The sequence below is a fragment of the Coleofasciculus sp. E1-EBD-02 genome, assembly GCF_040218245.1.
Lineage (GTDB): Bacteria > Cyanobacteriota > Cyanobacteriia > Cyanobacteriales > Coleofasciculaceae > Coleofasciculus.
In genome coordinates, this window is sequence record NZ_JAVJQN010000188.1 from 22,034 (window position 1) to 43,889 (window position 21,856).

General features: G+C 47.6%; 22 protein-coding genes. 11 read left to right on the forward strand and 11 right to left on the reverse strand.

The window, feature by feature from the left end; all coding sequences use genetic code 11:
• Positions 1 to 10: 10 nt before the first annotated feature.
• The 3 genes from guaA to RIC07_RS28900 form a co-directional block, all read right to left on the reverse strand.
• Entirely contained in the window at positions 11 to 1,639 is a 1,629-nt protein-coding gene (gene guaA / locus RIC07_RS28890) for a glutamine-hydrolyzing GMP synthase (RefSeq protein WP_446397525.1), read from the reverse strand.
• Between the two features lie 126 nt (positions 1,640 to 1,765).
• Positions 1,766 to 2,878: a cobalt-precorrin-5B (C(1))-methyltransferase CbiD gene (cbiD, locus tag RIC07_RS28895; protein WP_446397526.1), complete on the reverse strand. Its 1,113-nt coding sequence runs from the start codon at positions 2,876 to 2,878 to the stop codon at positions 1,766 to 1,768.
• A gap of 39 nt (positions 2,879 to 2,917) precedes the next feature.
• The gene (locus RIC07_RS28900; protein WP_446382892.1) at positions 2,918 to 3,391 is read right to left on the reverse strand and encodes a hypothetical protein; all 474 of its coding nucleotides are present in this window, start codon (positions 3,389 to 3,391) and stop codon (positions 2,918 to 2,920) included.
• Between the two features lie 391 nt (positions 3,392 to 3,782).
• Between RIC07_RS28900 and RIC07_RS28905 the strand changes: the two genes are divergently transcribed.
• Positions 3,783 to 4,430 carry a M23 family metallopeptidase gene (locus tag RIC07_RS28905; protein WP_446397527.1) on the forward strand — a complete coding sequence of 216 codons (648 nt, stop codon included), beginning with the start codon at positions 3,783 to 3,785 and terminating at the stop codon, positions 4,428 to 4,430.
• A gap of 190 nt (positions 4,431 to 4,620) precedes the next feature.
• On the opposite strand, the gene RIC07_RS28910 is transcribed toward RIC07_RS28905, so the two are convergent.
• Both RIC07_RS28910 and ftsH read right to left on the reverse strand, forming a co-directional pair.
• On the reverse strand, positions 4,621 to 4,866 hold the full coding sequence (locus RIC07_RS28910; RefSeq protein WP_006105527.1) for a UPF0175 family protein: 246 nt from the start codon (positions 4,864 to 4,866) through the stop codon (positions 4,621 to 4,623).
• A gap of 390 nt (positions 4,867 to 5,256) precedes the next feature.
• Positions 5,257 to 7,284, reverse strand: a complete 2,028-nt coding sequence (gene ftsH, locus RIC07_RS28915) for an ATP-dependent zinc metalloprotease FtsH (RefSeq protein ID WP_446397528.1) — start codon at positions 7,282 to 7,284, stop codon at positions 5,257 to 5,259.
• 255 nt (positions 7,285 to 7,539) lie between these two features.
• Between ftsH and RIC07_RS28920 the strand changes: the two genes are divergently transcribed.
• The 3 genes from RIC07_RS28920 to ureC all read left to right on the forward strand — a co-directional run bounded on the left by RIC07_RS28920 (position 7,540) and on the right by ureC (position 10,679).
• Positions 7,540 to 8,085: an NADPH-dependent FMN reductase gene (locus RIC07_RS28920; RefSeq protein WP_006105529.1), complete on the forward strand. Its 546-nt coding sequence runs from the start codon at positions 7,540 to 7,542 to the stop codon at positions 8,083 to 8,085.
• 391 nt (positions 8,086 to 8,476) lie between these two features.
• A complete protein-coding gene (locus RIC07_RS28925) occupies positions 8,477 to 8,758 on the forward strand; it encodes a DUF1830 domain-containing protein (protein ID WP_446397529.1) in 282 nt (93 codons plus the stop codon).
• Positions 8,759 to 8,960: 202 nt separating this feature from the next.
• Positions 8,961 to 10,679, forward strand: a complete 1,719-nt coding sequence (gene ureC / locus RIC07_RS28930) for an urease subunit alpha (protein WP_446397530.1) — start codon at positions 8,961 to 8,963, stop codon at positions 10,677 to 10,679.
• 285 nt (positions 10,680 to 10,964) lie between these two features.
• Here ureC and RIC07_RS28935 read toward each other — a convergent pair whose 3' ends face one another.
• The 3 genes from RIC07_RS28935 to RIC07_RS28945 all read right to left on the reverse strand — a co-directional run bounded on the left by RIC07_RS28935 (position 10,965) and on the right by RIC07_RS28945 (position 12,725).
• Positions 10,965 to 11,948, reverse strand: a complete 984-nt coding sequence (locus tag RIC07_RS28935; protein WP_446397531.1) for a glycosyltransferase family 2 protein — start codon at positions 11,946 to 11,948, stop codon at positions 10,965 to 10,967.
• A gap of 98 nt (positions 11,949 to 12,046) precedes the next feature.
• Positions 12,047 to 12,241 carry a hypothetical protein gene (locus RIC07_RS28940; protein WP_446397532.1) on the reverse strand — a complete coding sequence of 65 codons (195 nt, stop codon included), beginning with the start codon at positions 12,239 to 12,241 and terminating at the stop codon, positions 12,047 to 12,049.
• Entirely contained in the window at positions 12,228 to 12,725 is a 498-nt protein-coding gene (locus RIC07_RS28945; RefSeq protein ID WP_446397533.1) for a hypothetical protein, read from the reverse strand. The genes RIC07_RS28940 and RIC07_RS28945 overlap by 14 nt, the downstream gene beginning before the upstream one ends.
• Here RIC07_RS28945 and RIC07_RS28950 point away from each other — a divergent pair.
• Together RIC07_RS28950 and menB are read left to right on the forward strand one after the other, a co-directional pair.
• A complete protein-coding gene (locus tag RIC07_RS28950) occupies positions 12,717 to 13,547 on the forward strand; it encodes an aldo/keto reductase (RefSeq protein ID WP_446397534.1) in 831 nt (276 codons plus the stop codon). The two genes, RIC07_RS28945 and RIC07_RS28950, sit on opposite strands and share 9 nt — an antisense overlap.
• A 367-nt stretch (positions 13,548 to 13,914) precedes the next feature.
• The gene (gene menB / locus RIC07_RS28955; protein ID WP_446397535.1) at positions 13,915 to 14,748 is read left to right on the forward strand and encodes a 1,4-dihydroxy-2-naphthoyl-CoA synthase; all 834 of its coding nucleotides are present in this window, start codon (positions 13,915 to 13,917) and stop codon (positions 14,746 to 14,748) included.
• A gap of 379 nt (positions 14,749 to 15,127) precedes the next feature.
• On the opposite strand, the gene RIC07_RS28960 is transcribed toward menB, so the two are convergent.
• Entirely contained in the window at positions 15,128 to 15,436 is a 309-nt protein-coding gene (locus RIC07_RS28960) for a hypothetical protein (RefSeq protein WP_446382870.1), read from the reverse strand.
• 317 nt (positions 15,437 to 15,753) lie between these two features.
• The gene (locus RIC07_RS28965; protein WP_446397536.1) at positions 15,754 to 16,296 is read right to left on the reverse strand and encodes a DciA family protein; all 543 of its coding nucleotides are present in this window, start codon (positions 16,294 to 16,296) and stop codon (positions 15,754 to 15,756) included.
• Positions 16,297 to 16,412: 116 nt separating this feature from the next.
• On the opposite strand from RIC07_RS28965, the gene RIC07_RS28970 reads away from it, so the two are divergent.
• The 5 genes from RIC07_RS28970 to RIC07_RS28990 all read left to right on the forward strand — a co-directional run bounded on the left by RIC07_RS28970 (position 16,413) and on the right by RIC07_RS28990 (position 21,621).
• Positions 16,413 to 17,741 carry a hypothetical protein gene (locus RIC07_RS28970; RefSeq protein WP_446397537.1) on the forward strand — a complete coding sequence of 443 codons (1,329 nt, stop codon included), beginning with the start codon at positions 16,413 to 16,415 and terminating at the stop codon, positions 17,739 to 17,741.
• Between the two features lie 118 nt (positions 17,742 to 17,859).
• Positions 17,860 to 18,624 (forward strand): PspA/IM30 family protein, encoded by a 765-nt coding sequence (locus tag RIC07_RS28975; RefSeq protein WP_446397538.1) that lies wholly within the window; start codon positions 17,860 to 17,862, stop codon positions 18,622 to 18,624.
• A 330-nt stretch (positions 18,625 to 18,954) separates the two neighbouring features.
• Entirely contained in the window at positions 18,955 to 19,734 is a 780-nt protein-coding gene (locus RIC07_RS28980) for a PspA/IM30 family protein (RefSeq protein ID WP_446351031.1), read from the forward strand.
• A 221-nt stretch (positions 19,735 to 19,955) separates the two neighbouring features.
• Positions 19,956 to 20,279, forward strand: a complete 324-nt coding sequence (gene trxA, locus RIC07_RS28985) for a thioredoxin (RefSeq protein WP_446382862.1) — start codon at positions 19,956 to 19,958, stop codon at positions 20,277 to 20,279.
• A 139-nt stretch (positions 20,280 to 20,418) separates the two neighbouring features.
• Positions 20,419 to 21,621, forward strand: a complete 1,203-nt coding sequence (locus tag RIC07_RS28990) for an LL-diaminopimelate aminotransferase (RefSeq protein WP_446397539.1) — start codon at positions 20,419 to 20,421, stop codon at positions 21,619 to 21,621.
• Here the strand turns inward: RIC07_RS28990 and RIC07_RS28995 are convergent.
• A complete protein-coding gene (locus RIC07_RS28995) occupies positions 21,571 to 21,846 on the reverse strand; it encodes a hypothetical protein (RefSeq protein ID WP_446397540.1) in 276 nt (91 codons plus the stop codon). The two genes, RIC07_RS28990 and RIC07_RS28995, sit on opposite strands and share 51 nt — an antisense overlap.
• Positions 21,847 to 21,856 lie beyond the last annotated feature (10 nt).

The following is a 21,856-nucleotide window of genomic DNA, read 5'->3' on the forward strand; positions in this document are numbered from 1 at the left end:
CCCTAAATGACTATTCCCACTCAATCGTTCCCGGTGGCTTAGAGGTAATATCGTAAGCCACCCGATTCACACCCTTAACTTCATTCACAATCCGATTAGAAATGAGTTCGAGTAAATCGTAGGGAACTCGTGACCAATCCGCCGTCATCCCGTCCTCACTACTGACCAAACGCAGCACCACTGGATACGCATACGTGCGCTGATCCCCCATTACCCCAACACTGCGAATCGGCAGTAACACAGCAAACGCTTGCCAAAGTTCTTTATAAAGTCCGTGGCGATTAATTTCCTGGCGCACAATCAAATCCGCATCACGCAGAATATTCAGCCGTTCTGCGGTGACTTCGCCAATAATCCGAATCGCTAATCCGGGTCCGGGGAAGGGATGACGCCGGACAATTTCTTCGGGTAAACCAATGGAACGTCCCACTTTGCGGACTTCATCTTTGAAGAGTTTCCGCAGGGGTTCCACTAGCTTAAAGCGCAAGTCTTTGGGTAAACCGCCCACATTATGATGACTCTTAATTTTCACCGCCACCCGTTCCCCGGTTTTGGGATCAACATTAGTATCCGCCGACTCAATCACATCGGGGTAAAGCGTACCCTGAGCCAAATAGTCAAAAGGACCCAGGATTTTGGATTGTTCTTCAAAGACACGAATAAACTCGTGACCAATCCGACGACGCTTTTCTTCGGGATCAGTCACCCCTTCCAGTCGAGCCAGAAAGCGATCGCGGGCGTTAACATATTCTACAGGAATATGGAATTCATCCTGAAATAGCTTAACCAATCGTTCTGGCTCCAGTTTTCGCATGAAGCCTTGGTCAATAAACATACAGGTCAATTGGTCGCCAATCGCCTTGTGCAATAAGAAGGCGAGGGTTGAGGAATCCACACCACCGGAAAGAGCCAGCAGTACCCGTTTGTCCCCCACCTTGGCGCGAATTTCGCGAATGGCTTCCTCGACAAAGGCTTCCGTTGTCCAAGTGGGTTCGCAGTCGCAGATGTGATACACGAAATTGCGAATTAACGCGATACCGCCAACCGAATGCACCACTTCCGGGTGAAACTGCACCCCATAGAGCTGCTGCTGGTGATCCGCGATCGCGGCGCAAGGAGTATTATCGGTATGGGCTAGGACTTCAAAACCGTCTGGCAATTCCTGACAGGAATCCCCATGGCTCATCCACATGGTTGAACTTTCTTCCACATTCGTCAACAAGTCCGTGGGATCATCAATATGCAGCTCGGCTTTACCATATTCTCCCCGTTGAGAGCGGGTTACTTTCCCACCTAGTTGCTGTACCATTAACTGCATCCCATAGCAAACCCCCAAGATAGGGATACCTAGATGCAAAATTTCGGGATCACACTGAGGTGCAGCCTCATCGTAGACGGAATTCGGACCTCCCGATAGAATAATTCCTTTGGGACTCAGTTGTCGGAGTTTTTCAGCGCTGGTGCGATAGGAGATAACTTCCGAATACACCTGAGTTTCGCGGATACGACGCGCGATGAGTTCTGAATATTGAGAGCCAAAATCCAGAATCACAATCATCTGGCGATGTAACTGGTTTTGTAGAGGGGTTGTGGGTAATGTCTCTACTGGTTGAGATGCGTTTCCTGTTGGTCTAGTCACTGCTTTGTCCTGTAAGCGCAATTTGAGTAAGATCAGGATATATCTCGCTGAGCAAGTCTGCTACTGATCAGCGAGAATCTATTGGTTTAACAGATGGAGCCAAGCTTTATAGATATTCTTACCAACTTAACATAATTGCGAAAGTAATGTGGCTCCCGTTGGGCTAGTGACGATGACTTGGCGGTTGCGATCAAATAACAGGGAACCGACTCGTACTTCTTGCTGGCTATGCTTATAAATATAGTCTTGGCTACGTTTATCTATCGTAGACGCGATCGCCCGATAAATCTGATTCACCCAATCACTCCCCTCCTTAGCATCCAATTGCCGCAAATAGGTCAACGCGGCTTCGGTGGTGGGACTGGTAAAAACTGCCTGTAAAATCGGCGTGGGTAATCCCACTTGAGCGCCATGAGCGGTGAGAATTTCCAAGCGTCCATCAGCTAAGTGATGATGGGTATGAAAAATGCCTCCCGCTAACTTGATCAGCTTACCATGATACCCGAATAATAAAAGTCCGGGGATTTCCTGCAATCCCGCCGCCACTAATAGAGGTCCTAGCCAATTAGCCGTTTTGACTAATTGCTCTGGATTAATTCCCATCTGTCGCGCCAAACTTAACCCATTTTCTCCCACACAGAAGACTAAACAATCAAAACAGAGGGCTTTAATTTGCAGTTGTTCGCGATAAGCTTGCAGTTGATCAGGAGCGCTTAACGGTTGAGAAATACCTGTCGTTCCCAACAATGATAATCCTTCTAGCACACCAAATGCCGCATTCGATGTCCGTTCTGCCAGTTTACGTCCTTCGGGTAAAATAATTGTCACCTGAATTTTCTCATCGGGTGCAAGTAAGCGACTGAGATTCCGTTCTAATAACGTCTCAGCGTAGGCATAAATTGCCGCTTTTCCGGCGGCATTTAATTGTCGCCCAATACCTTCACCGCCGACTATCTTTACCTGGTCGGTTTGCTCAGATTGTCCCCATTCCACAACTGCCCAAATTGGAGTATTTCGGGTTAGATCAATATTATCCCCCGGATCACTGCGGGTAATTGCCAATGCCATTCCTGGGTGAATTCCGGCGACTTGCTCAATCGGAATGTCTGCCGTTTCTGGAGGTTCAATTAAATCTACAGATACGGCATCTAGGGGTTTAGCTTGGCGCAACCACTGCAACGCCGCCATAGCGGAAGCACAGGCAAAGACGGGTAGAGTATATCCAGATCTCATTGACATGGTAGATCATTCGATTCTTCACTGGGACAAAGCGACGCCCTAAACCCAACCAATAACATCCCGGATCTGAGACTTGGCATACTCGCAGTCAATATGCTGCTGTGCTTTAGATAAGGCGGTTTCCGGTCGCTTGTACCAGCGTTGCGATCGAATACAAAGACCATCTTGTCGAGTGGCTTCCCAGGAATAACGGGCGCGGTCTACTACCAACCACACTTTATAACCCCGATGCTGGTGTTGGGGGAATTTCAACAGACCAATCTCAGCTAGCACGCTTAAGCGCATCCGGGAACGGGCTAACCGTTTCATCAACTCCAGAAAGCAAACAGCAGCGCGTTTAGCATCATCATGAGAAGGGTAACGATAGCGATCTCTGGGTTCAAACTTAAAGTCAGATCCAATCAGTGAAAACCGGAACTTCCCGGACGCTTCCTCAACGAAGGTGACTCGCCAGGAAGTTTTGGGATATCGAACGCAGAAGCCAGAAGGCTGAATTTTGACCGTCGCTGTCATCTGAAGTCTACAGTATAAAGGGTGGAAGACATCGAGAAAGGGTAGAAATCACCATCAGGAGTTTTAGGCGTCTGGCTGGATGTCGGAATCGTTACCAAGCCAAAATCCATCATAGCTTTTTCCACGAGGCATCTGCCTCAGCAAATAGTCGCATGTTCTAAGAAAAAAGTTGATGCTGATCTACCTATCTCAGGCTGGGAAATGTTAAGGTTTAAGGCAGCTAACTGAAGCAGTTTAAGAGCGCCGAAACCCTTGATATACCGTAGGGTGGGTTGAGCGAAGTCGAGTGGGTTGAGCGAAGTCGAAACCCACCACCATGCCAGTCAGTACCATTCATGTTAAGGTAGCGAAGCTAACCACTTGTTCGTTCATCCCATCGAGGAGTGAGGAAATGTCAGGAGTATTTCCACGCCAACGACACAAAAAACACAAGACAACCGTAAAACGCTTTCTCCTGTTCGCTGGACTAAGTTTAATCAGTTTTATCCTCTGGGGAGTCATCACCCAACACCGAGTTACCGCCTCAGAGGTTACGCCGACTCAGATAACGACCAACACCAACACCTATTGGCAGGGAGGTTCATTTCCCGTTGAGAATTTTCAGGCTTATACCTCCCCCTACGGCTACCGTCGTTCTCCCCGTGGCTCAGGTACAGAATTTCATCGCGGCTTAGACATCGCCGCACCCGAAGGCAGTTACATTCGCAACTGGTGGGCAGGTCAGGTGGTATCCCTCTCCGATAATACCGCCTGTGGCACCTCTATCACCATCCAATCCGGTGAGTGGAAGCATATCTACTGTCACCTCAAAGGTCATGTGGAAACAGATAACCAAGGCGTGTATTTGAGCGATCGCAGTGGCGGGATTCAAATCTGGAAAGGTCAACAGATACCCACCGGAACCCGAATTGGTCGTGTAGGTATGACCGGACGCACCACAGGTCCTCATTTGCATTGGGGGGTAAAGTACGCCGACAAATACATTGACCCCGCCTTAGTTCTCCGGGAAATGTACCGACGGCAAACGGCATCGAATTAGGGGTTGCTGAATAAGTCTTGTGGTGAGGGGAGCGGGGGAAGACTTCGGCGTGAGCGCGGACCCCTGAGCCTGTCGAAGTTCAGTCGAACGCTGGGGAAGCCAATGTAGAGACGTGCCATGGCACGTCTGGGAGCTGGGGGAGCAAGGGTACATTTTTCCTAAGTAATAGGAGACGTATCACTAATAACAATCACAACCGTCCTGCTGCCCGTAAATTGCTTAAATCCGTCTCAAAATCCTCCACATCATAGTGAATCGGAATCTGACGAGACGCTAATTCGTGCTGAAACCGAATCCGGGGCATCCCTAGCAAATGACTTGCCTTAGCCAGACTGATTTTTTTCTGCTTAAATAGCAGCAGAACAATTTCTAAGAGGAATTCAGGTTCAGATAATCCACTTGCCCGAATAATTTCATCAGAAATAACTAAACTCATCGGCAAACTGTCCTTCTACTTAAGAGGAATGGCACTGAAATAAGCCTTGTTAGATCGCCAAAACCTTTGATATACCGTAGTGTCGTGGCACACCTAAAATGGTAGATTAGAATTGTAGGGGCGCAAGGCTTGCGCCCAGTTTAAACGTCAAATCTATTCCACAATTTTAGCTGTGTCAGTCCGCCATCGTGGGTTTCGACTTCGCAAGGGTCCACCAGCATACCAGTCAGTGACATTCTACTTAAGAGTGGTTTTCATTCAGGTATTATCTGAGAAATAGCGTCAACGAGTCGATTTAACCCGTTCAATGGGCAGCGCAGCGAACATAATTCACCCGTTAACAATAGACGAAAAAGCAGATGACAGCCTTCTGCCTTCCTTTTTGCTTTCCTAATGTATTACCGCCATTTGTTTTTCTGGCAGTTGGGTGTGTTCGGCAACAATTTGTCGAAATTGCTCCCCTTCAATGGTTTCCTGCTCCAACAACATGTCTACTAAGCGATCAATCAACGGTCGATTGTCGCGAATTAGCTGACGAGCTTCCTCATAGCATCGCATCGCGATCGCTTGAACCCGATGATCGATTTTAGCGGCAACTTCTTCGGAATAGTCCGATCGCTGAGTCCAACCGCCGCCGAGAAACACTTCGCTGTCCGGGCGTTCCAGAGCAACCGGACCTAAATCAGACATCCCATAGCGAGTCACCATCTCACGCGCCAGTTCTGCCACTTTCTTAATATCACTAGCCGCACCAATGGTCACTTCACTATGACCAAATACTTCTTCTTCCGACGCCCGACCCCCTAAAGCAATGGTAATCTGATCAATGAGCCACGTCCGAGGCAAGTACAAATCCCCCAGATCAGTAGAGCGACTGATATCCATGAATTCTTCATTGGGTAGGGGTTGGGCAAATCCACCCACGCCACCGGAACGGGGCAAAATTGTCACCTTGTTTAAGGGATCAGAATTTTTCAGGATGGTCATCAGCAGGGCATGTCCGACTTCATGGTAAGCAATTAATCGCTTTTTCTTGCTATCCAGAAGCGGCGTCATTTGCAGACCAATACTGACGCGATCGATGGCATCATCAATTTCTAGGGGTGTGATTGACTCTTTACGCCGTCGGGCGGTGAGGATCGCCGCCTCGTTGAGCAGGTTCGCCAAATCCGCGCCCGAAAATCCCGGAGTGCGTCGTGCGATCGCTTCTAAGGATATCTCTGGTGCTAATTTCTTATTCCGACTATGGACATCCAAGATCCCCAGCCGTCCATTATAGGTAGGGAGATCTACCATAACATGGCGATCAAATCGCCCAGGTCTGAGCAGGGCGGAATCTAAAACATCGGGACGGTTGGTCGCTGCAATGATGATAATCCCTGTATTTCCCTCAAACCCATCCATTTCTGTGAGTAACTGGTTGAGGGTTTGCTCTCGCTCATCGTTACCTCCACCGATACCCGCACCCCGTTGTCTGCCAACGGCGTCGATTTCGTCGATGAAGATTAAGCAGGGAGCATTTTCTTTGGCTTTTTTGAATAAATCCCGCACCCGCGAGGCACCTACCCCGACGAACATCTCCACAAACTCACTGCCAGAGATACTAAAGAACGGAACCCCCGCTTCTCCCGCGATCGCTTTTGCCAGCATGGTTTTTCCTGTACCCGGAGGACCGACTAACAGCACCCCTTTGGGGATACGCGCACCAATGGCGGTAAACCGTTCCGGTTGTTTGAGAAATGTAACAACTTCTTGTAATTCTTCTTTGGCTTCTTCAATCCCTGCCACATCACCAAATTGTATCCCTGTTTTCGCTTCCATCTGAAAGCGAGCGCGGGATTTGCCAAAGTTTAACGCTTGACCGGAACTACTCGCCGAACGGCGCAGAATCATCATCAGTCCGGCGAGCAAGAGTAAGAGCAAAAATAACTGCATCACCAGCCCTAAAGCGGCGGAATTATTTGTGGTTGGCGTTACATCCAAGGGAATATTGGTGTTCCGCAGTTTCCCAATCAGTTCGCCATTTTGCTCCAGTAGCATGATTTCTTGGGGCGGTTCGGCGTCTTCCTGTTCGGCTAAGTAGACTCTGGCAACATTACGGGCGGGGTCAAGTTCAACTTTTTCGATATCACAATCCGTTTTCGATGTCTGACTCGGTGGGATCTCTTCCTCTGGGGATGAGGGGGGCGGCGTGCAGGCATCAATTTTCTGCAAAAACTGCCCATAGCTTAACGATGGCTTTTGCTCCGTCTGTTGCGCTTGGGCAGGGACACCCAACATCACACCTTGAACGATCACTAAGCTGGTTACCATACGCCACCAATAACGAAGTTTATTCTGTGGCGGCTTTGGCTTACCCGTTGAACCTCTACGCGGTTCATGTCCCATCCATGATCTCATCCAGGAACTGTTGTTCATCGAATAATTTCCCTTGTTGGTCCTGTCTATTAACTCGCAGCATAATGCTGCCAAGGCGTGACGCGGCACGTTCAACTGCTTCCCAACCTCTAGTTTAGCGTTCCTCCAATCTAGCCGTTGCTTGGGGAGGATTCATGGCAACTGAAGAGGTGATAAGCGACTTGAAGAGTAGGCAGGGTGTAGGGTGTGGAATGTGGGATGTCAGTAATCAGGGAACTAAGGTATTTTGTATTAGAAAGTATTAATTGGCAAGACATGGTAAAAATTGTTGGCATTAATGGTAGCCTGCGAGCTAAATCCTATAGTTATCAAGCCTTAACCTTAGCCATCCAGCGGGTGCAAGCCTTGGGCGCATCCACAGAAATCCTTGACCTGCGACAGATGCAGTTACCCTTTTGTATCGGTAGCGATGACTATCCCGGTTATCCCGATGTCATTCGGTTACGGGAAACGGTACAGGAAGCCGATGGCTTAATTTTGGTTACACCGGAATATCACGGGGGCGTGAGTGGGGTACTCAAAAATGCCCTGGATTTGATGACATTTGACCATTTATCGGGTAAAGTGACCGGGCTGCTCAGTGTTTTAGGCGGTCAAGCTAACAGTAATGCCCTCAATGAACTCCGGCTGATTATCCGTTGGGTTCATGGTTGGGTGATTCCAGAGCAAATCGCTTTTGGTCGAGCGTGGCAAGCGTTTGGGGAGGATGGCAAGCTTTTAGATGAGAAACTCTCGAAGCGTTTAGATCAGTTTGCGGAGAGTTTAGTTGATCATTCTCGGAAGCTAAGGGGAGTGTTGTAACAATTCTCAGTCACTTCAGCCCGAATCGTTCTAATCTCAGAGTCGTCGGAGATAAATCCCCTCTGATTTTCCCGACAAATTGTATAAGTATGTTACTAAAAACTGACTGACCGAAGATTGGTTTAAATAGCCTGTTGGCTGTTTCCCGTTCTCGCTTTCCGGTTGCCAAAATTCCACTCAGGTGGTTTAATGGTAAGCCACTTATTTATCGTCGCTTCTAAGGCATTGACACGTTAAATGTCAATACCCTTTGTATTTAATTTTGTCAACAAATATAAAATTTAGTGTAAATTTAACAATTATTTTTAGTAAACTTAAACTCTTATTTGTAAAAATTAAAATAGAGGGAGTCAATCACCTTCGCTTTGTTACTCAAGAACACCTAAGACCCATGATGATATCAGCCATTCCTTCACAACCGACGAGTGCTTCTGCTCAACGTCTTTGTAGCTATGCCAACACGACTAGCTCACTGCAAGTGATTCGGATTGGTATCCCTAACGCTTACAGTTTTGAGCGGGTTGTTTTTCCTGGCGATCGCCTGTTGTTTGAAGCAGCATTGGATGCTCAACTCGAAGTTTTATCAACTTATCTGGGTCAAGCGATCAAGATTGAAAAAATTCCCTGTCGCCAGTTACAGGTTGAAGTTGATCAGCCTCGGTTATCAGCTTAAGAAAGAAATAGCATGAATTTGGCACATCGGTGCAGGTTTTCAAACAAAACTTAACATTGTTTGAAACTCATGTTGCCACAATAGATAAGGACTGGGGAGGGAGATCGGTTTCCTCCTCTTTTTTTGCGCTTGTGGGGACGTGCGATCGCGCCGAAATGCCGTATAATTAACCCGCCCCATAGCATCTGCCAGAGAAACCGCGATGAGTTACCGAATGGATCGCCGCGCTTACGCTGAAACGTATGGTCCGACTGTAGGCGATCGCATCCGTCTTGCTGATACTGAATTGTTCATTGAAGTGGAACGAGATTTCACCACGTATGGGGATGAAGTCAAATTTGGGGGCGGGAAAGTGATTCGGGATGGGATGGGACAATCTCCGATATCTAATGCCGATGGTGCGGTGGATCTGGTGATTACCAATGCCCTGATTTTGGATTGGTGGGGAATCGTTAAAGCCGATATTGGGATTAAAGACGGTAAAATTTTCCAAATTGGCAAAGCTGGAAATCCCAATATTCAAGATAACGTCGATATTATTATTGGTCCGGGGACTGAAGCTGTAGCGGGGGAAGGGATGATTCTCACCGCTGGGGGGATTGATTCCCATATTCACTTTATCTGTCCCCAACAAATTGAAGTCGCGATCGCATCCGGGATTACTACGATGTTAGGCGGCGGTACAGGACCCTCGACAGGCACCAACGCCACGACTTGCACACCGGGTCCTTGGAATATTTACCGGATGCTGCAAGCGGCTGATGCGTTTCCGGTAAACTTGGGATTTTTGGGTAAAGGCAATAGTAGTCAACCCCAAGGACTTGTAGAACAAGTGTTAGCAGGGGCAATGGGGTTAAAGTTACACGAAGATTGGGGAACTACGCCAGCCACAATAGACACCTGTCTTAGTGTCGCGGATGACTATGATATCCAAGTCGCCATCCATACCGACACCCTCAACGAAGCCGGATTTGTCGAAAACACGATCGCGGCATTCAAAAACCGCGCCATCCATACCTACCATACCGAAGGTGCAGGCGGGGGTCATGCCCCCGATATTATCAAGGTTTGTGGACAAGCCAATGTTTTGCCCTCCTCCACGAATCCCACTCGCCCCTACACGATGAATACCCTGGAAGAACATCTGGATATGTTGATGGTATGTCATCACTTGGATCGGGGGATTCCAGAAGATGTCGCCTTTGCCGAGTCCCGGATTCGCCGGGAAACGATCGCGGCTGAGGATATTTTGCACGATTTAGGCGCATTTAGTATGATTGCCTCCGATTCTCAGGCGATGGGGCGAGTCGGGGAAGTGATTATTCGCACCTGGCAAACAGCGCACAAGATGAAAGTGCAACGGGGCGTTTTATCTTCATCCTCTGGGGAAACAGTGGATCATGATAACTTTCGGGCAAAGCGGTATGTGGCAAAGTACACGATTAATCCAGCGATTACCCATGGTATTGCTGACTATGTGGGTTCAGTTGAGAAAGGGAAGCTAGCCGATTTATGTCTGTGGAAACCCGCCTTTTTTGGCGTGAAACCGGAGATTGTGATTAAAGGCGGTGCGATCGCTTGGTCTCAAATGGGGGATGCTAATGCCAGTATACCCACACCCCAACCGATTCACAGCCGTCCCATGTTTGGCAGTTTTGGCGGTGCGATCGCGGCTACGTCGTTAACGTTTGTCTCTCAGGCGGCATTAGACCGAGATATTGCCACACAATTGAAATTACAAAAACCTGCGGTTGCGGTGTCCAATACGCGGCAAGTGAGTAAGCGAGATATGAAATTAAATGATGCATTACCGGAGATGGAAGTTGACCCAGAAACCTATCAAGTTAGGGCAGATGGAGAATTGTTAATTTGCGAACCAGCTACGAGTTTACCCATGGCACAGCGTTACTTTTTATTTTAATAAGTAGGTGGACACAATTAAAGTTAGCGGTGGAGATTAGGGAACAGGGAACAGGGAACAGGGAACAGGGAACAGGGAACAGGGAACAGGGAACAGTAAGGGTTTAAGGCTTGTTTACATAACTTAATCTAGTTAAGTTTATTTACACTAACCTACTTAAAAAGGATTATAAAAGGGTAATTAACTGGGATTTGCTATCAGTAAGCTTTAGCTTACTTTAGCTATTAGCCGGAAATTTATTTCCCGGCTATTGACTCATACCTTAAATACACTCTTTCTTTTGTTTTACCGCTTTTTTTCCATATCCGCATAAGCCGCATAAACTCCCTGCACGTTGTACCAGTTCAGGAAAATTCGGGCAATTTCTAAGGCTAACTGTGGCTTCCCGCGATTAATCAAATATTGCAAAAAGGATGCCATGGTTCGTTCATTTAATCGCCCACCCACGGAAAGAACTCCCCAGAGTATCCGGTGCAGCCATGTCATCTGAATCATCATCCGCACGTCCCAAGTGGGATGTTTTTGATAAAATAATACTCCCATGCGTCCCCGTTGAATTTCTCGGTCAATCATCTGGGGAATTTGGTCTAAATTAAAGGGAGGATGCCAATGGTAGCCGACAGCAGCCGGACATTTAATCAGTTTTAAGCCTAATTGTTTGAGGCGAACACCCAGTTCTAAGTCTTCCCAACCATAGAGTTGAAAGCGCGTGTCAAACAGTCCCGCTTTCTCCAACCACTTCCGCGCGATCGCAACATTTCCAGTAGCAAAATAGGCGGCGGAGAAATCCGTTATCTTATAGGGTTCCGAACTGGGATTATCGAAATTGTTGGTATTAATTACCCAGCCGTAAGTAAAGACGCGATCGCTCCCTAACTGCTGTTGTCCCTGAACCAGTGCATCAGCATGGGCTTGCAGGAAATTCTCGGTGACGACTAAATCGCTATCAATAAAGATAATTGTATCGCCTTTAGCCTGCTCAACGCCTAGATTTCGGGCGGCGGCTGGACCCAGGTGATCTTGAGAGAGCGATCGCACTTTAGATAATTCATGACGATGAGAATCTAGCCACTCTAGTGTGCCATCTGTTGAGCCATCATCCACGACGACGACTTCATAGCCAGCGACAACAGTATTGTCCCTGAGATGTTGATTCTCTAAGGCTTTTAGGCACTTTTGGAGAATGGGTAGACGATTGTACGTGGGAATAACAACGCTGAAAAATAAGGATGAGGGATGGGGTATTAGAGATGAATTTTTGTTCTTCATTCAGGGGTAAACGGCTGTAGGACTTATTGATTATGAATTAGAGCGGGTTTTGTTGTTCCGTTAGTGGTGGGAAGGGCGGGTTTTATTGTTCAATTCAGTTAGTGGTGGGGAGGGCGGGTTTTATTGTTCAATTCAGTTAATGGTGGAGAGGGCGGGTTTTGTTGTTCATTTATTGGTGAATAGTTGATGTTAGTTCCTAAACCCGCCCCTACAGTGGCTAAACCCACGCCGACAATTTTGGCTAAACCCACGCCGATAATTGACTTTTGACGTATTACTTCATATCGTGCCAAATGTCACCCCCTTTTGTTGCAGCCAGCGACGGTAAGCTAGGGAGGCTTTATCACTAGGGAAATGACACTCCCGTTGTACATCTAAAGGCAATAATTGAGGACGTTGTGACTCAACAATGGGAATATCTTGAGCTACAAGTTTATCTTGAAACGCTTTTAAGTCGGCTTCAGGAACATCAAACCCATAATTCATCGCTAACCCCATCCAGCCCAGACATTCGGTTTCCGTGACGGGCGTGACGGTAAAAAAAATAGCCAAGTTCCCTTGATTTGATGTTTTGACAAAATGAGCCGTTAGCGGACGCAAAATTCGATAAGTATAGGTTACGTAGTTGCCTTCACCCGTACCATCGGGGTCAGGTTGCCAGACGCGGATATTATTAATCATAATTTCATCTGGAGTAGATTGGACGTGATAGTCCGCGATCGCACTTTGACACACGTCTCCCAGTAATCCCTCATGCACAAAGGGAAAATGAGCCAAATCCAGAAAATTTTCCAAGAAGCCGTTGACGCGGGAATCACGTTTATGGATAATGCCTGGGAATATAATAACCATCGCAGCGAAGAATTGATGGGCAAAGCCCTGGCTGGGCGGCGTGATCAAGTTTTTCTGATGACCAAAGTCTGCACCCATGGACGCGATGCAAGTGTGGCGATGCAGCAATTGGAAGACTCACTGCGGCGACTGAAAACCGATTATCTAGACTTGTGGCAAATTCATGAAGTCGTTTATGATAACGACCCAGAGCTAATTTTCCGCCAAAATGGGGCAATTGAAGCCATAGAACGGGCAAAACGTGAGGGTAAAGTGCGGTTTGTGGGCTTCACGGGTCATAAAAATCCAGCGATTCACCTGAAGATGCTGGCTTACGATTTCCCCTTCGACACTTGCCAGTTACCGCTGAACTGTTTTGACGCCACGTTCAGCAGTTTTGAACAGCAGGTATTACCGGAACTGAATCGACGCGGTATTGCGCCCATCGGCATGAAAAGCTTAAGCGGTAATGGTCAAGCGATAAAAAACGGGATTCTCACGGTTGAGGAAGCACTGGGTTATGCGATGAGTCTACCTGTCGCCACCACCGTTAGCGGTATTCCATCACTGGATGTATTGCGTCAAAACCTAGCCATTGCCCGGGGTTTTCAGCCGATGAACCCGGAACAGATGCAGGCGCTACGTGATAAGTGTGCCGTTTATGCGGCGGATGGACGTTTTGAACTATTCAAAACCTCGAAGAAATATGATGCCGATATTGGCAGAATCCAGCATGGCTTTCCACCCCATGCGGAAATGCCAAGTTAGGTAGTGGCGTGGCACACCTTAATTGGTGGATTAGCATTGTAGGGGCGCATGGCGTGCGCCCGGTTTAACCCTTCGACCCTTCGGCACACTCAGGGCGTCGCTTCGCGGCAATTGAGCCTGTCGAAATTCAGGGTTAAACGTCAAATCTATTCCACAATTTTAGCTGTGTCAGTCCACTACGGTATATCTACACTGTCTGAGGATGAATGGTATCGAATTAAAGCTGGTGGGCAATGCCCACCCCACGGTATAGCAAGGGTTTTGGCGATCCAAAAATGCACGCTTTTCAGTGCCATTGAGTCTTAGGATAGGGAAGTCAAGCTCAAAGTAGTACTTGGAGTCTTTATAACCAAGGGAAAATACCGATATGTCAATTGACTGGCAAACCGCCAAAACCTACGAGGATATTCTTTATCACAAAGCCGACGGTATCGCCAAAATTACCATTAATCGCCCCCACAAGCGTAACGCCTTCCGCCCTAAAACTGTTTTTGAACTCTACGATGCCTTTTGTAACGCCCGCGAAGACCAAAGAATTGGTGTTGTTCTATTAACCGGGGCGGGTCCTCACACCGATGGTAAATATGCCTTCTGTTCTGGAGGGGATCAAAGTGTTCGGGATAAGGCGGGATACGTTGGCGATGATGGCGTTCCTCGCTTAAATGTCTTGGACTTACAACGCCTGATTCGTTCGATGCCCAAAGTCGTGATTGCCTTAGTCGCTGGGTATGCCATTGGCGGCGGTCATGTCTTGCACGTTATCTGTGACCTAACCATTGCCGCAGATAACGCCATCTTTGGTCAAACGGGTCCAAAAGTCGGCAGCTTTGATGGTGGGTTTGGCGCTAGCTATCTCGCCAGAATCGTGGGTCATAAGAAAGCACGAGAAATTTGGTTCCTCTGTCGCCAGTATACGGCACAACAGGCGCTGGATATGGGTTTGGTGAACACTGTTGTCCCTGTAGACCAGTTGGAAGCGGAGGGGGTTCAGTGGGCAAAGGAAATCTTACAAAAAAGTCCTATTGCTATCCGTTGCTTAAAAGCGGCGTTTAACGCTGACTGTGATGGTCAAGCAGGCTTACAAGAACTGGCTGGAAATGCCACGCTATTGTACTACATGACGGAGGAGGGGGCAGAAGGGAAACAAGCGTTCCTGGAAAAGCGCCCTCCTGATTTCCGTCAATATCCTTGGTTACCGTAGTTTGACACTGTTCGTTAGGTCTTTCACTCGGTCGGGGCGGGTTTAGTCACTTATGGGTGAGGTCAGAAACGATAATGGTGAAACCCGCCCCTACACAAAGGCGGGTTTAGTCATATCTGGGTGAATCAGAAACCCTCTGTCAATAAATCTCAAAGTATTGATGGGCTTTGCGGTTTTGGCTTTGTGCAGCAAGCCCTACATAAATTGTCTCAAAGATTAAGATTGGGTTATCAAAAATTAATTAAAAGGAAATCCACTAAAACCATAACAACTCAAGGGTGAATTTTATGCCTTCACTGATCTGAATGGGTTCAATTGATGAAGGCTGTAAGTAACCTCTAACCAACTGATACTCTAGCCGAGTGCTATAAAAGGGAAATTACACAAGAGCAACTTTAGTTGCCACGTTTTCAGGGTTTGATGTCTGAACTTTTGTCGAGGGCGTCGGCTGGGAATGTCTCTGGGAGCAGTTTGTAGCTAAATCTTCTCTCAAAAGGCGTTGATCATCCAGCCATTGTTGCTCAAAACTTTCCCACGAGGGCGCAAAGGGTGGAAGGGCTAAGGAACAAGCTTTCCAATTGGCTTTAACGGGTACGCCAAGTTGCTGACACGTACCGCCGCGCCGTCCTTCAAGTTGGTAATAGCGACAAAACTGACAAGCAGACGTTGAGCATTTGAAGGTTTTCATTGGATGTCTTAAAAAATGAACGTTTAATTAGCTGCCTATATCTTCTCAATTTCCATTATTTTTTACTTAAACTATTGATATTTTATTTTTTCTTTATAATTGCTTTATATATGAACACATTTTCGCAAAGAAACGAAACAATCAGTTAAGCTTGGTCAGAAAAATGGTTAATTTTTGGTGAAACCTCATGGGGATCAAGCCCAAAGGATAGACCTAATGTATAGTTAGACACGAAATTTAAGCGAGACATTCAAACAAGAATGATAAGTTAAACCGATCTGACAGGTCAGCATTCATAAGCCCGGTCAAGGCAACCGCTAACCCTGCCACTGCTTAGTCGCACACAAGCCACAAACGTGCCAGCGTTTCAGTTCTCCTGGCGGTGTCGGACAATGGCATTGAGGACAAAGGGGTAAGTTTTGCGATCGCGCCTTAATTTTCGCCGCCCACTGTTCAAATGCCGTTTGGGGTGTAGGCTGTTCCACAGGGGGATCAGCAGGAGATGAAACCTCCGGTTCATCCACAAGGCTGGGATGTTCCGATTCCTCAGTCTGGGGTAAGGTTTGCTCTTGATACCACCATCCGGGCGAAAAACGGATAGTTTCTATCGGCGTGGACAATCGAGCATTAAGCTGTTTCAAGATAGAACGGCGTTTTAATGTCAGATCTTGAGACCAAACCGAACTTGACGTGGCAACATAAAGAATATTCCGGGATAGTGAATGGGGTCTAGTTTGCTGCGCCCTATCTGCACCCACAACCTCAGCCCAACAGTCGCGGATCTGTTGAAATTGCTGTTGACCTTGCCAAAACGGCTGATTATCCAGTGCTTCTACTATATGATTAAGAGATTTCAGCATGAGTATTTATGCTTCCCTATACAGCTATCCTAAACCAACACTATCCTTAAGTATCGTCTTCGTTGTCACAACGAGCCTCTAACTCAACCCTGCCGGATTAAACGGAAGTTCCCTTCATGAGCCAAAAAACCTCAGCAAAATCATCAACTCCTTCCTCCCCCCTGTCGATTAACCCTGCTTTGCAGACGGCTTTAGGTAGCCTAGACGTGCAACTCGAAGCCGAATTAGCTCGCTATCGACGCCAACGCCGAGGACGTGGTATCACATCTCCCCAACTACCGGGGCGTTACCCCAAACAGAAATCGGCAGTCAATCAGCTTGAGCCGACAACAGCGTCTCCTATTTCGATCGCCCCATCCGCCGATTCTACGAGTTCTCCCGGAAACATTGATCGGCAATCCGCTCAAGTGAGTGGTTCTCCCACACCAGAAAAGAGGGAATTCCCAGAGACTGAACCCACTCCACCCCTGTTTCCTCCCCTACCTAGCCAGGAAGCCCCCTTGGTGAAGACTCAGGAGCAAAGCGTTACTGACTTCCCCACCCTAGAGGAATCCCTAGAAGGGGACGGTAAATTAGTTGTCCCGACAACGGATCAGTCTCAACCAGAAGACTATTTAGAATCCTCAGAAAAATTACGGCAAACGTTAGCCGAACAGGAAACCCCAAAGGAATCCCAAAAACCCATAACGAATAGAATCCTCACTCCCCTTGGTGTCGGTTCGATTTTACTGTTGCTGGTTTCGAGTGCGACATTGACCTATATTTTTCGGACTAGCCTAGGGCTTGACTTCTTAGCAACTGAGACACCCACAACGGCTGAGAATTCAACAGCGACAACCGCTAATGGGGAAAATGAATTACTCGGCGTAAATAAACCTAATCTCGCCAGTGATGATGAATTCCCAGACGTGAATATCAATACACTCCCTAATCTGAAAGCCAATCCAACCTCTAGTCCAAGTGCTTCACCCATCGCCCCCATCCCCAATTCACCGCCTCCAGCAGCGGCTCCACCCACGGCTTCAGTCCTACCTTTACCCCAGTTACCGAATCCAGCCTCAAATTTACCATCAGCCCTTTTAACTCCTCCTACCCCACCACCTCCAACGGCGACGCCATCGGTGACACCAAATTCCTCACCCGCTCAACCCCAATCATCGACTAACAACTCCTCAGAAAAAGCGAATACATCCACCTCGGCTGCACCGAAGCCAAACAACGCCCCCTCCAATCTGAGTGATGAGTTCTATTATGTGCTGATTAACTCTAGCGATAGTAGTGTGTTGGAGACAGCCCAAACTATTGTCCCTGACGCCTACGTGGTGAACGTACCCGCAGGAACAAGGATTGCTATGGGTGCCTTTAAACTGGAGTCAGAAGCCAAAACCCTAGTCGAGAGGCTTAAGGAACAGGGTCTTTCTGCATCGATTTATAAACCTGATTGATTGGGGAACTCTGAACCGGGAACGGGGAACGGGCAATGACAGAATACATCAGACAAAGAAGCCTGAGATACCATGGTGATAAAGTTTTCCCCACCCCTAACTACAATGGAGAGCTGCTATGGGATTGATTGAGCGCATCGGGCGAGTGATTCGCGCCAACCTGAATAGCCTGATTGGACAAACCGAAGATCCAGAAAGAATTCTGGAACAAGCTGTGGACGATATGCAGCACGATTTAATCCAAATGCGGCAGGCTGTCGCTCAAGCGATCGCGTCCCAAAAACGTACAGAACGCCAAGCCTCCCAAGCTGAATCGACGGCTCAAGAATGGTACAACCGCGCTCAACTGGCACTGTCGAAAGGGGACGATAATTTGGCACGAGAAGCCCTAACTCGGCGACAAACTCATCAGCAAACGGCTCAAGCTCTCCAGGGGCAACTGGGGCAGCAACGTGAGATTGTTACTAAACTTAAAAAAGATATGAAGACGCTAGAGAGTAAAATCTCGGAGGCAAAAACGAAAAAAGACCTTTATATTGCCAGAGCGCGTTCAGCTCAAGCCTCAGAGAAAATTAACGAGATGTTAGGAAATCTCAACACAGGCGGGACTCTGAGTGCCTTTGAGCGCATGGAAGACAGAGTACATGAACTCGAAGCCCGATCCGAGGCGATCGCGGAACTCTCTAGTGGTGATGAATTGGAAAAGAAATTTAATGCCATAGAAAGTGGCAGTAACATTGATACAGAATTAGCCTCGATGAAAGCTAACCTAGGTGGTACAACGGAATCGGCACAATTACCGTCCGCTCAAGCCGGATCAGGTGGCAATGCGGAGATCGAGGCAGAACTGGAAAAACTGCGTTCTGATCTGGATAAATCCTAGTTGATGCCCACAGACGTGCCATGGCACATCCAAAGTATTATGAGAAATTGGGTTTCTGGTGAGGATGACAACGAAATATCAAGCTTTCACCCAAAGAAACCCGGTTTCTTGACCGATGTCCTAGCACTATTGAGCTGGAAGTTTTTACACTAGATAAATAGCCTCCTGTCTGAATACCATAATTTGATGAATGTTTCAATTACATTAACCCAGTGCTTTCTCCAAAAGGCAGGAGAGCCTCTATTCCACAAAATTGACCCCTGAGCAGGTTCCCAAGCTTAGAGCCTGCTTGATACTTAGTTTGTACATTCCGAGAGGATAAACAGCGTCATGGGACTATTCGATCGCCTGAGCCGAGTTGTCAGAGCTAATCTTAACGATATGGTTAGCAAGGCTGAAGACCCAGAAAAAATTCTGGAGCAAGCCATTATTGACATGCAAGAAGATCTGGTACAACTGCGCCAAGCCGTTGCCCGATCCATTGCCACCCAAAAACGTACCGAGCAACAATATAATAAAAACCAATCCGAAGCCAATAACTGGCAGCAACGCGCCCAACTTGCCCTGCAAAAAGGGGATGAAACCCTAGCCCGGGAAGCACTCCAGCGCAAAAAATCCGTCGCTGAAACAGCAACCGTACTCAAAGGTCAGCTTGAACAGCAAACGGCTCAAGTAGACACCCTGAAGCGTAACCTAATTGCCTTGGAAAGCAAAATTTCTGAGGCGAAGACCAAGAAAGATATGCTCAAGGCACGGGCGAGCTCTGCCAAAGCCAATGAGCAGTTACAAAGTACCCTTGGTCGTTTGGGAACTAGCTCGGCAATGGGGGCATTTGAGCGGATGGAAGACAAAGTGATGGAACTCGAAGCCCGTTCCCAAGCGGCTCATGAGTTGGGTGGTGCTGACTTAGAAAATCAATTTGCTGCCCTAGAATCGGGGAGTGATGTTGATGATGAGTTGACGGCAATGAAAGCCCAGTTATCCGGTGGTTCTGTCTCTCAGCCAGCTTTAGAAGGCACATCAGAGCAAAAAACCGACTCGGGTGCTGCCCCCCAATCCGAAGTTGACGACGAATTGGAACAACTGCGAAAGCAAATCGACAATTTGTAAGCATTAGGCGTCATCAACAATCCGAGAGACGCGCCATGGCGCGTCTCTACATCATAATCATGACATTTCCTTTGATGTTTTCTTGCGATCGCCTGAAGGCTTAGACTGATCGAGAGAACCTGAAAAAACGGGCTGACTGACTGATCATCTGACAATGGCTAATCATTGTCGAGAGGCGGTGAGTCTCGCTAGAGTAGTCATTTGTGTTTATGGAGGGTGTTGTGAGTAACGTACTTGAGATTACCGATCAGGAGTTTGAAACCGAAGTTTTAAAAGCCGACAAGCCAGTGCTAGTGTATCTTTGGGCAACTTGGTGTGGACCTTGCCGCCTGGTCTCGCCCTCGGTGAATTGGATTGCGGAAAATTATAGCGATCGCCTGAAAGTGACTAAGATGGAAGTTGATCCAAATCCCGTTACTGTGAAGCAGTATCACGTCGAAGGAGTCCCCTCACTCTTACTCTTTAAAAATGGAGAGGTTGCCCAGTTCCATGAAGGTGCTATTGGGAAGCAAAAGTTGCAGGAAATGATAGACAACCAGCTTTGAGTCTTTTCGGTTGTAGGGGTGGGTTTCACCATTATCATTTTTTGCCACAAAAATGTCACTAAACCCGCCCCGTCTGAATTGATGCCCTGTTCCCTGTTCCCTGTTCCCTGTTCCCTGTTCCCTGTGCAATAACTAAACCATGCAGTTTGCTCAACGTTTACAACCCCTGCAAGCCAATGTGTTTGCCGATATGGATCAGGCAAAGGCAAAAGCTAAAGCCTTGGGTCAAGATATTATTGACCTATCTTTGGGTTCCTCTGATTTATCGGCATCGGATCACGTCGTTGCGGCGATTGAAACCTCGCTGCATGACCCTAGCACTCATGGTTACTTACTGTTTCATGGGACACAAGCGTTCCGTCAGGCTGTAGCTAAGACGTATACTCAACGATTTGGTATTTCGGTTGACCCAGAAACGGAGGTTCTGCCTCTAATTGGTTCCCAAGAGGGAACGGCACATTTACCCTTAGCGATTCTCAACCCGGGTGATTTTGCCTTGTTGCTTGATCCAGGTTATCCGTCTCATGTCGGTGGGGTTTATTTGGCAGGGGGTCAAATCTATGCCATGCCTCTGTTGGCAGAAAATCAGTTTTTACCTGTTTTTGAAGAGATTCCCGCCTCTGTCCTTGCCCAAGCTAGGATGATGGTGTTGAATTATCCTCATAATCCCACAAGCGCGATCGCACCGTTATCGTTTTTCCAGAAAGCGGTGGCTTTTTGCCGTCAGCATGACGTGGTTCTGGTTCATGATTTTCCTTATGCTGACTTGGTATTTTCTCCAGATGGGAAAGCACCTGCGAATCTTAACGCCCTAGCGCCCTCAGTTTTACAAGCTGACCCCAATAAAGAAATCTCAATTGAATTTTTTACTTTTTCTAAGTCCTATAATATGGGCGGCTTTCGCATTGGGTATGCGATCGGAAATGCTCAACTGATTAAGGCACTGCGCCAAATCAAGGCAGTGGTGGATTTTAACCAGTATCGCGGAATTTTAAATGGTGCGATCGCGGCACTACAGGGAAATCAAGATGGTGTGCAAGCGATGGTGGCTACGTTTCAGAAACGGCGGGATGCGTTTGTGCAAGCGTTAAACCGTATCGGTTGGCAGGTTCCACTTCCCCAGGCGACGATGTATGTTTGGGCAAAATTACCCCAACCTTGGGATCACAATTCGATTCAATTTTGCAGCCAGTTAGTAGAAGAAACTGGAGTGGCGGCATCACCAGGGGCAGGTTTTGGTAAAGCTGGGGAAGGATATGTCCGCTTTGCTTTGGTGCATGAACCTGAGGTGTTAGAAATAGCCGTGCAGCGAATAGCGGGATTTATGCGATCGCATAAGTAGTGCTACTACTTGATCAGAGGGCAAATACTGTACCTCACGAACTTCTTTCTTGTACTGAGTCTGATGAGGTTGAATAGCTTTGTCCCACATTTCTGGGTGAACAGTCCAAAAGTATGAATCAGTGTGCTGATCCAGTACAGACGCAGGAACAGACGCAAGGGCTTGACTACCTAAGACAACTGAGGCGGCAATAATGGATAAACCTAGTGATTTGAGTTTGAGCATTGCCGGAAAT

Coding starts and splice junctions, on each gene's coding strand:
- ureC (WP_446397530.1), top strand. CDS start 8,961: ATGAGTTACCGAATGGATCGCCGCGCTTACGCTGAAACGTATGGTCCG.
- RIC07_RS28905 (WP_446397527.1), top strand. CDS start 3,783: ATGTCAGGAGTATTTCCACGCCAACGACACAAAAAACACAAGACAACC.
- cbiD (WP_446397526.1), bottom strand. CDS start 2,878: ATGTCAATGAGATCTGGATATACTCTACCCGTCTTTGCCTGTGCTTCC.
- RIC07_RS28980 (WP_446351031.1), top strand. CDS start 18,955: ATGGGACTATTCGATCGCCTGAGCCGAGTTGTCAGAGCTAATCTTAAC.
- RIC07_RS28995 (WP_446397540.1), bottom strand. CDS start 21,846: ATGCTCAAACTCAAATCACTAGGTTTATCCATTATTGCCGCCTCAGTT.
- menB (WP_446397535.1), top strand. CDS start 13,915: ATGTCAATTGACTGGCAAACCGCCAAAACCTACGAGGATATTCTTTAT.
- RIC07_RS28925 (WP_446397529.1), top strand. CDS start 8,477: ATGATGATATCAGCCATTCCTTCACAACCGACGAGTGCTTCTGCTCAA.
- RIC07_RS28920 (WP_006105529.1), top strand. CDS start 7,540: ATGGTAAAAATTGTTGGCATTAATGGTAGCCTGCGAGCTAAATCCTAT.
- ftsH (WP_446397528.1), bottom strand. CDS start 7,284: ATGAACAACAGTTCCTGGATGAGATCATGGATGGGACATGAACCGCGT.
- RIC07_RS28975 (WP_446397538.1), top strand. CDS start 17,860: ATGGGATTGATTGAGCGCATCGGGCGAGTGATTCGCGCCAACCTGAAT.
- RIC07_RS28970 (WP_446397537.1), top strand. CDS start 16,413: ATGAGCCAAAAAACCTCAGCAAAATCATCAACTCCTTCCTCCCCCCTG.
- RIC07_RS28965 (WP_446397536.1), bottom strand. CDS start 16,296: ATGCTGAAATCTCTTAATCATATAGTAGAAGCACTGGATAATCAGCCG.
- RIC07_RS28950 (WP_446397534.1), top strand. CDS start 12,717: ATGAGCCAAATCCAGAAAATTTTCCAAGAAGCCGTTGACGCGGGAATC.
- RIC07_RS28910 (WP_006105527.1), bottom strand. CDS start 4,866: ATGAGTTTAGTTATTTCTGATGAAATTATTCGGGCAAGTGGATTATCT.
- RIC07_RS28935 (WP_446397531.1), bottom strand. CDS start 11,948: ATGAAGAACAAAAATTCATCTCTAATACCCCATCCCTCATCCTTATTT.
- RIC07_RS28990 (WP_446397539.1), top strand. CDS start 20,419: ATGCAGTTTGCTCAACGTTTACAACCCCTGCAAGCCAATGTGTTTGCC.
- RIC07_RS28960 (WP_446382870.1), bottom strand. CDS start 15,436: ATGAAAACCTTCAAATGCTCAACGTCTGCTTGTCAGTTTTGTCGCTAT.
- RIC07_RS28900 (WP_446382892.1), bottom strand. CDS start 3,391: ATGACAGCGACGGTCAAAATTCAGCCTTCTGGCTTCTGCGTTCGATAT.